Here is a 9,205-nt window from a genome sequence, read left to right on the forward strand (position 1 = left end):
CCCCGACACCGGCGGCGGGGGCTACCTGCTGGTACCGCTGCGGGTGGCCGAGCTTGACGAGAGCGGGCTGGACGCGGCCGTGCTGGTGGTGGATCCGCGGCGGGAGCCCCGGCCGGCGGTGGGGGCGGAGCGGCTGGCTGCCTGCCTCGAGCGGGTGGCGGTGCCGTTGGGCATCGAGGTGTCCGCGCGGGAGGGGGTGCGGGCTGAGGGGTTCCCGGCCAGCACGGGGAATCCTCACGGCCGGGCTTTCTCCGGTGAGATCAGTGACGTGCGGGCCCGGCTGGCCGGGGCCTGGTCGCTGGAGCTGTTCTTCGATCAGGCGGCGGCGGTGTCCGCGGAGGGCCCGGGCGGGCTCAGCGGCGGCCCCGTCCTGCGGAAGGCCGGGCCGGACGCGGCCGCCGAGGAGGTTGCCGTTGGTGTGGTCCATGGCTTTCCCCGAGGGGAAGAGCGGTGGCAGGCCCAAGGCGGGACGGTCTATGCCAGCCGGGTTGCCGACCTGGCCGGACGGTTCACAGCGGTGGCGGACGCGGTGGCCCGCCGCGCGCAGCGGGCCCTGGCAGCGGGGGGAGATCCGCCGCGGTCCGGTCCGGCCCGGTCGCTGGTGGAGCTGTTGCGGGCCGACGCCGCGATCACCGGCTTCCGGGGCCGGGAGAAAGAACGCGATCAGCTTCATGCGTGGTGTGGGTCGCCCGCACAGCGGTCGGCATGGCTGATCGTCGGCCCGGCCGGTCAGGGCAAGACCCGGCTGGCCCGGTGGCTGCTGGCCGATCGTGCCGGTGCGGGCGGGTGGCTGGCCGCGCTGTTCCGGGGCCCGGGTGATCTCGACCGGCTCGGTACGGCGTTGACGGTGGCCGCGCACCTGGAGCACAGCGTGCTCGTGGTGGTGGACTACGCCGCCGAACACGGGGCGGCCAGTCTGCATCCGCTGGTCGAAAAGCTGGCCGCCACCCGGGCGTGGTGGCGGCTGCTGCTGCTGGCCCGCGCCACCGGTGACTGGTGGACGCAGCCCTCGACCGGTGTCCGCAGCATGCTGGAGGAGGCCGGGACGGAGGTGCGTGACCCGGAGCTGGCCCTCACCGCGCTGGAACCGACTGTCGAAGGACGGGAACGCGCCTTCCGCGCCGTGGTGGCGGCGCTGCGGGAGCCGGTGCGGCTCTTCGCCGAGAACCATGATCTGCCGTTCGTCGCGGACCCTCCCGTTCCATCCCTGAACCGGGAGGAGTTCGGCTCGGCCCTGATGCTGCACATCGCCGCGGCCTGTGCGCTGCTGCCCATCTCCCGGCCGGGCGAGGACCGTCGAGGGTCGTCACCGGCGGTGATACGCGGTGCGGACCTTCTCGGCCGGATCCTCGACATCGAACGCGACCACCACTGGCTCTATCAGAAGATCGGGACGCAGACGCTCTACCGGCCGACAGAGGAGGCGTTCGGCAGCCTCGCCCATGGGCTCGCCGGGCCTGGCAACGTCGAAACCGCGGTCGCCGCCGCGACGCTGGCCGGGGCGGCGAACCTGAAGGAAGCCGTCCCCCTGGTGCGCGCCGCCCTCGGCCTCCCCGAGGACGGCCCCCGGGCCAGGCAGATCGCCCGCTGGCTGCACGACCTGTACCCGAGCGCCGAGGACAGCGACGGCTGGCTGCCGCCGCTGCAGCCCGATCTGCTCGGCGAGGAACTCGTCGCCCGGGTCATCCGCCGTGCGGTGGACGACGACTGCGACCCGCTGACCACAACGCTGCCGTACCGGCTCCTCCAACAGCCGGTGGGGAGCCCGCCCACGGATGATCAGGTACGGCGGATGCTCACCGTCGTGAGCCGCGCCGCTCAACGCCACGCCCTCCTGGCCCGCCTTCTCGACGGCGGCCCCAGCTCCGGCGGGCTGTCGGAGAGCCCTGTCCTTGCCCGTGTCCCATCCCAGGTTGACCTCACCCCGGTCGAGGCGGCTTTACCCCACGCCACCACGTCGCTGCTCGCCTTCGCCGTGCAGCTCACCACGCATGTCCTTGACCGTCACATCGCCACCGTCCGCCCTGAACACCCGGCCGAGCCGATCACCTACGAGGATGCGGCTGAACTCGCCCGGCTCCAGAACAATCTGGCGATCCGGCTGTCGGAGGTAGGGCGGCGGGCAGAAGCACTCGCACCCGCCACAGAAGCCACCAATATCCGCCGGCGGCTGGCGGAAAACGCCCCCGACGCCTACCTCCCCAACCTCGCCACGTCGCTGGCCGTAATGGCGTCGGTTCTTCGTGGGGTGAGGGGAGAAGACGCGGTCGCGGCAGCCGTTGAAGCGGTGGAAATCTTGGGTATTCTGACCGATCGGCTTCCCGAGGCCTTCGGTTCTCGTTTCGTATCTGGCTGCCATCTTCTGGCCGATCTCCTCGACGGCCTGGGCCGCCCAGAGGAAGCCGCGGAGATCCGTGGGCGGCTAGCCGCGGACATGTGATGGCAGCCGAGGCGCTCCCTTTCGTGGCCGGGGTTCCGATCGAGGACGACTGGGGGGCGTGTTTCGCGATCGGTGATGGGCTCGGGCTCACCGCTCGGCATATATTCGCTCGCCGTTCGGAGCGACCTGACAATGTCAGATGCGTCCGAGATGCGCGCCTGGCTCGATCGAAACACCGCTCCGCTGGATATTGCGCTGGCGGCTTTCATCCAGGTCGACAGCATTGTTCGGCGGGAGTCTGTACCGAGCTGACCGGCTCAGCGAGGTGTTGTGCCTGCCGGGCTGACGTCAGAAAGCGAGAGCTTCGAGGGCCCCGGAGCGGTTCACCGGGCCGAGAAGCGCGACACGACGAACCCGGACCAGGCATCAGATCCCTGACCCGCGCCGAAGCCCCGGCGACCCGCGGAACACTCCCCGAGGGCCCGCCCCGACCGGCCGTTCCGGCCGACGGGCGCGTGACCGTGGCCCTGCCCGTGCGTCCCGGCCCGGCCCGGCCCGGCCGCATTCTCGCCGGCTGTCGGCACCGCGCACTGCCCGGGCGTCCCACCTGCCCGGCCGGTCGGAGCGCGCGAGCGTGACCCCGTCCGCGCGCGGCGACGAGATCACCCTGGTCGAGCAGGACGCGGGCAATCACGTCACGCCCCTGCAGCCCGCCCGCGGTCACCATGACCTGGCCAGGGCCGACCGGCCGCCGGCGCTGGCAGGGGCCGCTCCGAACCCGCCGGGAAGGACGGCGGGCGGGGGATGCCCAGGATCTCGAACGCCTCGGCGAAGATCGGCCCCATCCGCCAGCTCTCGTTGCGGTGGACGTGGCGCCACCGGCCCCAGCCGGAGTCGCGGCGGTACTGGCCGGGCCAGTCGGTCGCGGCGACCTCGGCCGCGGAGACCTCGGCCGGGCTGTCACAGTCCGGGTCGACGAACAGGGCGTCCACCGGGCAGTAGATCTCGCACATGAAGCAGGTCTGGCAGTCCTCCTGACGCGCGATCGCCGGCACCTCGCCGGGGACGGCGTCGAAGACGTTGGTCGGGCAGACCCGGACACAGATGTTGCACCTGGTGCACCGGTCGGCGAGCAGAATCTCGATCACAAGGCGATCCCTTCGGGGATGGCAGCGGGATCGGTTGCTCCGGATCCGCGCTCCGGTGTGGTCCAGACCCGGTCCAGCCCGCCCACGAGAATCCGGTGGGCGAACCTGTCGTCGGTCGCAGGGGCGTCCTCACGCTGATGCATGCCCCGGCTCTCCTCGCGGGCGAGCGCCGCGGTGTAGGACCACCGGGCCGAGGCCACCAGCGCGGCGGCCTCCCGGGCCCGCACGGCGTCCACGCCGGTCGCCCGCAGGTGCCCGCTCACCTCGTCCCAGGCGGCGTCCAGCTCGGACAGGGACGCGCGCAGCCGGTCGGCGTGGCGGAACAGGTTCCTGTCGTAGGGGTGCGTCTCGGCCCGGACGGCGGCGACCACCGCCCGGGTGTCCACCGGCCGGGCCGAGCGCCCGGGCCGCAGCCCCGCGCGGCCGGCCGCCGTGACCGGCCCGCCCACGCCACGGCCGGCCGCCCGGCGCGCGTGGGCGACGGCCGCCCGGCCCGCCCAGGTGCCCGACGACAACGCCCACGCGGAGTTCTGGGCGCCGCCCCCGGAGGTGGCGCCCGCCACCAGCTCCCGGGTGGCCGCGTCACCGGCGGCGAACAGCCCCGGCACCGTGGTCGCGCAGTCGTCGTCGACGATCCGCAGGCCACCGGTACCGCGGATCGTCCCCTCGCAACGCAGGGTGACCTCGAACAGGTCGGTGTACGGGTTGATCCCCTTCCGGTCGAAGGGAAGCATGAAATTGGGCTGCACCCTCGGCATCTGCCGCTGGATGTGTTGCGGGGTGCGGTCGAGCCGGGTGTACACCGGGCCGGCCAGCATCGCCCGGGCCAGGGTTTCGGTGTGCAACGGCCCGCCCAGGGGGATTTCCTGGCCGTCGGCGTCAAAATAGGTACCGAACAGATAGGACATCGACCGGGTCATCGTCGACCACGCCGGCGACAGCGTGTAATAGTTGGAGAACTCCATACCGGAGAGCTCCGCCCCCGCCTCGACCGCCATCAGATATCCGTCCCCGGTGTTGTTCTGCGAGCCGAGCAGCCGGGAGGCGAAACCGCAGCCGCCGGTCGCCAGCACGACCGCGCCGGCGGCGACCCGATAGTCCGCCCCGGGCTGACGGCCCTCGCCGGGCTGCCGGCGCACCCCGTGGACGCCCGCCACCGAGCCATCGGCGTGGACGAGCAGCTCGAGCACGGGGCTGTGGTCGAGGATGCGCACGCCCGCGCGCCTGACCAGCCGCCGCATGGCCCGCAGATACTCCGGGCCGCGCACCGTCCGGTACTGGGTGGCCCCGTCGTCGTCGGTGGGAAAGCGGAACGTCTCACCGATGGTGGGCAGCAGCTCCCAGGTCTGGGCGAGAACGCGGCGCATCCAGCTTTCCTCGCCCAGCCCGAAAGCCCTGGCCTGGCGTTCCCGTAACGCCTCGGCGCGGTCCTGTTCCCGCGGCGGCACCCACCAGTGGCCGACCCCGGCGGTCGCCGTCACACCACTCGTACCGCAGTAGCCCTTCTCCGCCAGGACGACCGTGCCACCCTGACGGGCGGCGGCCAGGGCAGCCCACGTGCCGGCCAGCCCGCCACCGACGACGACCACGTCGGCGTGCAGGTCCCACGGCACCACATCCAACGGCGCCGCGTCCAACGGCGCGGTACCCAACGGCGCGGTGCCTAACGACTCCACGTGCTGGGACGTCACGGGGTCATCACCGGTGCTCCACCATCCTTTTCCCCTTCTCGCTTTTCCCGCCGGGCCGCCGGCGGCGCGACACAGTCAGCACACCGCCTTTGATGACCGTCCTTCAGCCCTTGGCCGGGCTGTCCCTTCTCACGGCGATAGAGCGATAGAGAAGATCCGGTTCCGGACGGTCAACGGGGACAGTGACCGCCGCCAGCGGCGTCCGCGGGAACGGCGTCCACCCTCACGGCCGGAGGAAAGCCTGCGGGCAAACGGTCCGTCACCAGCCGATCGCGGCCAGCGTCTCAGTCACGAAAGAAGATCGGAAGAACGAATGTGCCGGGACCTATCGACACAGACAGCTGTCGCTGCGCGCGAAGTCGACACAGCGACGCCGGACCAGGCGCGTTCCGACCGACATGTGAACCACTTTTCCCACTGACCGTCCGTGCGTCAAGGCTTCCGGCCTGTGTCACGCCCGGCCGGGCAACGGCCACCCGGTCACCATCCGTGGACGGTTCCGGCTTCGTCACCGCCCGTCGCGGGTGGACCGGCACGCAAAGGCAGACCGACGGATCACCAGCGGACGGAGGCCCGCGGATCGTCCTCATACCGGACGTCCGCGCGGTAGCCGCCGTGCGTCTGCTGGCCGGGCCCCGGCTGGACGTGGAGGCGCTGCCACCAGTGGTCGGCGCCGGCGCGGTCCCGGGCGTCGCGGCGGGCCGCCGCCCGGGAGCTGATCGCCGCGGCGGCCGCCGGCTCGTGGCGGGCGAACGACAGCAGCATGCCCACCGTGAGCATCGTCGGGACCAGCGCGGAGCCGCCGAAGGACACCAGCGGCAGCGGGATGCCGGTGATCGGCAGCAGCCCCACCACCGCCCCCATGTTGACCACCGCCTGGCCGATGATCCAGCCGGTGGCCGCCGCGGCGGCGAGCTGGATGAACGGGTCGGTGCTGCGGTGGGCGACCCGGATGCCGGCGAACCCGAGCACGGCGAAGAGCATGACGACGACCAGCGTGCCGAGCAGGCCCAGCTCCTCCCCGATGATGGCGAGGATGAAGTCGGTGTGGGCGTTGGGCAGCAGCCCCGGCCACTTCTCCCGGGAGGCTCCGAGGCCCTCCCCCCACCAGCCTCCGGAGGCCAGCGCGTACAGGCCCTGCACGGCCTGGAAGCCGGTGTCGTGGGCGTCCGCGAAGGGGTCGCGGTAGGACATCAGCCGTTCCAGCCGGTACGGCTCCCGGACGGCCAGGATGGTCCCGACCGCCAGGATCGCCCCACTGAGCGCGGCGAACACCCGCAGTGGCGTCCCGACCACCCACAGCAGGGTGAGCAGGACCGTGAGCACCACGATCGTCGTGCCCATGTCCGGCTCAAGCATGATCAGAACAGAGATCAGCAGCGCGCCGGGGACGAGCGGCACCAGCAGGTGCTTCCACTCCCCCAGCAGCTTGCGTTTGCGTACCAGCAGATCGGCGCCCCACAGGACGAGGGCGAGTTTCGCGATCTCGCTGGGCTGCAGCGTGTACGGCCCGAGCTCGATCCACCGCTGGGCGCCGTTGAGCGACTTGCCGAGCGGCGTCAGCACGACCAGCAGCAACAGCAGGGAAACGACCATCGTGGGATAGGCCAGCAGCCGGAACACCCGGACCGGCAGCCGGCTGCCGAGCACCAGCAGGGGCAGGCCGATACCCACCCAGGTCGCCTGGCGGGCGAACACCGCGTACGGGGAGCCCAGCTCCTCGAAAGCACGCACACTGGAGGCGGAAAGCACCATGATCAGACCGAGCAGCAACAACAGGCCGGCGGAGAACAGCAACAGGTAGTAGGACGCCAGCGGCCGGGCCAGCAGCGGCACCCGGTCGCCGTCACCGCCGCCCGCGGCCGGCCGGGAAACACCGGGCCGGGGCGGGCTCGTCATCAGACCGGTCATGCCACTCACCCCGACACCCTCCCCGGCACCATCCCCGGCTCCATCCCCGGCACGTCCTTTCGTTCTCGCCCCCGACGAATCCCCGGAGCACCGGGACGAACGCACCCCGGCGCGGAACGCCGTCACGCCTTCCCCCGAATAGTCCACGCCGGAGGCCCTTTCGACACCGACCATCGCGGGCGTGTCGGGCATCGGCCCACGGAACCACCGGACACACCGAACAACAATCAACCCTGCGGAGTCGCCCGGATATGCGAAGCAGCACACCATCGCAACGGTGATACGTGTTGCCGTAACCGACTCACCGACTCACCGACTCACCGACCCACCGGCCCACCGGCCCACCGGCCCGTCCCGCCGCCGGGCCGGCTACGACGAAGAGATCACGAGGAAGAGCCTGCGCCATGGCCCGAGACCCCGTACTGGAAACACTGCGTGATGCGATCGGCGACACGCGCGTGCTGACCGACCCCGACATCGTCGCCGGCTACGTCGGAGACTGGACCGGGCGCTTCGTCGGGCGGACGGCCGCCGTCGTCCGCCCGACGAACACCGCCGGCGTGGCCGCGGTCGTCGAGACCTGCGCCCGGTACGGGGCCCCGCTGGTGCCCCAGGGCGGCAACACCGGGCTCGTCGGCGGCGGGGTCCCCACCCGTGGGGAGATCGTGCTGAGCCTGCGCGGGCTCACCGGCACCCTGTCCGTCGACACGGCGGCCGCGCAGGCCACCGCCGGTGCGGGGGTGCTGGTCAGCAGCCTGCACCGGGCGGCGTCCGCCGCCGGCCTCGCCTACGGCGTGGACCTCGCCAGCCGGGACAGCGCCACGGTCGGCGGCACCGTCGCGACGAACGCCGGCGGCCTGCGCGTCCTGCGCCACGGGGACACCAGGGCCCAGCTGCTCGGCGTGGAGGCCGTCCTGGGTGACGGCAGCATCGTCTCCCACCTCACCGGCCTGCCCAGGGACAACACCGGCTACCACCTGCCGTCCCTGCTCGCGGGCAGCGAAGGGACGCTCGGCGTGGTCACGGCGGTGCGGGTCCGGCTGGTACCGGCCACCCGGGCGCGGGCGGTCGGGCTGCTCGGCTTCGCCTCGGTGGAGCAGGCCGTGACCGCGGCATCCCTGCTGCGCAACGGCCTGCCCGCGCTCGCGGCCGCCGAGCTGATGCTCTCCCCCGGCCTGGAGCTGGTGATCCGCGCCTGCCACCTGTCCCGGCCGCTGCGGGGCCAGCACCCGGCCTACCTGCTGGTCGAGATCGCGGACGAGACCGGCGTCTACGCGGGAGGCGGCGTCACCGCCGGCGGCATCCCCGGCAGGAACATCGCGGGCCGGGGCGTCACCGGCGGCGGTGCCGGAGGTCCCGGGCGCCTCGGTGGCCTCGGTGGCCTCGGTGGTGCCGGGACGGGCGGGCGGGCCACCGTGCTGGAGACGCTGGCGGACGCCGTCGCCAGCCTGCCCGGGGTCCAGGACGCGTCCCTGGCGGGCGACGCGCGCGGCTGCCGCGCACTGTGGGCCTACCGGGAACGGCACACCGAGTCGATCAGCACCTTCGGCACGCCCGTCAAGATGGACGTCACCCTGCCGCTGGGCGTCCTGCCCTCGTTCGTCGAGGCTGTCCCGGCCACCGTCGCGGGGATCGCCCCCGAGGCGAGGACCTGGCTGTTCGGCCACGTCGCCGAAGGCAACGTGCACGTCAACGTCACCGGCACCAGCGGCGGTAGCGGCGGCGGTAGCGGCGGCCGGGGCGAGGACGCCGCCGGGGACGCCGAGGACCGGCGGATCGAGGACGCCGTGTTCAGGCTCGTCGCCGACAGCGGTGGCAGCATCAGCACGGAGCACGGGATCGGCACGGCGAAACGCCGCTGGCTGCCGCTGAACCGCTCACCCAGCGAGATCGCGGCGTTCCGCCGTCTCAAGCGGGCCCTCGATCCCGCCGGCATCCTCAACCCGAACGTCCTGCTGCCGGAGACATCCTGACCAGCCGGCGGGCACCAGGACGGACGAGGCCGTGCCACCATGGCCGCGAACGCGATGATCGCGATCATAGTGATCGCGGCCATGACGATCGCGAACACGGTG

The 9,205-nt window shown here is 72.5% G+C and carries 5 protein-coding genes; 2 read left to right on the forward strand and 3 right to left on the reverse strand.

Annotated features, from left to right (window positions below; translation table 11 throughout):
• On the forward strand, window positions 1-2,440 hold a 2,440-nt coding region (locus AC5LUJ_RS11900), incomplete at its 5' end, for a hypothetical protein (protein ID WP_493464942.1).
• 635 nt (window positions 2,441-3,075) lie between these two features.
• Here AC5LUJ_RS11900 and AC5LUJ_RS11905 read toward each other — a convergent pair.
• The 3 genes from AC5LUJ_RS11905 to ftsW form a co-directional block, all read right to left on the reverse strand.
• Complete coding sequence (locus AC5LUJ_RS11905) at window positions 3,076-3,528, reverse strand: 4Fe-4S binding protein (protein ID WP_250285321.1); 453 nt, start codon at window positions 3,526-3,528, stop codon at window positions 3,076-3,078.
• Entirely contained in the window at window positions 3,525-5,219 is a 1,695-nt protein-coding gene (locus AC5LUJ_RS11910) for an FAD-dependent oxidoreductase (RefSeq protein WP_493464943.1), read from the reverse strand. The genes AC5LUJ_RS11905 and AC5LUJ_RS11910 overlap by 4 nt, the downstream gene beginning before the upstream one ends.
• Window positions 5,220-5,774: 555 nt before the next feature.
• Entirely contained in the window at window positions 5,775-7,130 is a 1,356-nt protein-coding gene (gene ftsW / locus AC5LUJ_RS11915; RefSeq protein ID WP_250285169.1) for a putative lipid II flippase FtsW, read from the reverse strand.
• 404 nt (window positions 7,131-7,534) lie between these two features.
• Here ftsW and AC5LUJ_RS11920 point away from each other — a divergent pair, with 404 nt between their 5' ends.
• Entirely contained in the window at window positions 7,535-9,103 is a 1,569-nt protein-coding gene (locus AC5LUJ_RS11920; protein ID WP_493464944.1) for an FAD-binding oxidoreductase, read from the forward strand.
• Window positions 9,104-9,205: the final 102 nt, after the last annotated feature.

Source organism: Protofrankia sp. CiP1_Cm_nod3, from assembly GCF_982290655.1.

What these genes read in the sequence shown, in the direction of transcription:
- ftsW (WP_250285169.1), bottom strand. Translation starts at nt 7,130, where the DNA reads ATGACCGGTCTGATGACGAGCCCGCCCCGGCCCGGTGTTTCCCGGCCG.
- AC5LUJ_RS11920 (WP_493464944.1), top strand. Translation starts at nt 7,535, where the DNA reads ATGGCCCGAGACCCCGTACTGGAAACACTGCGTGATGCGATCGGCGAC.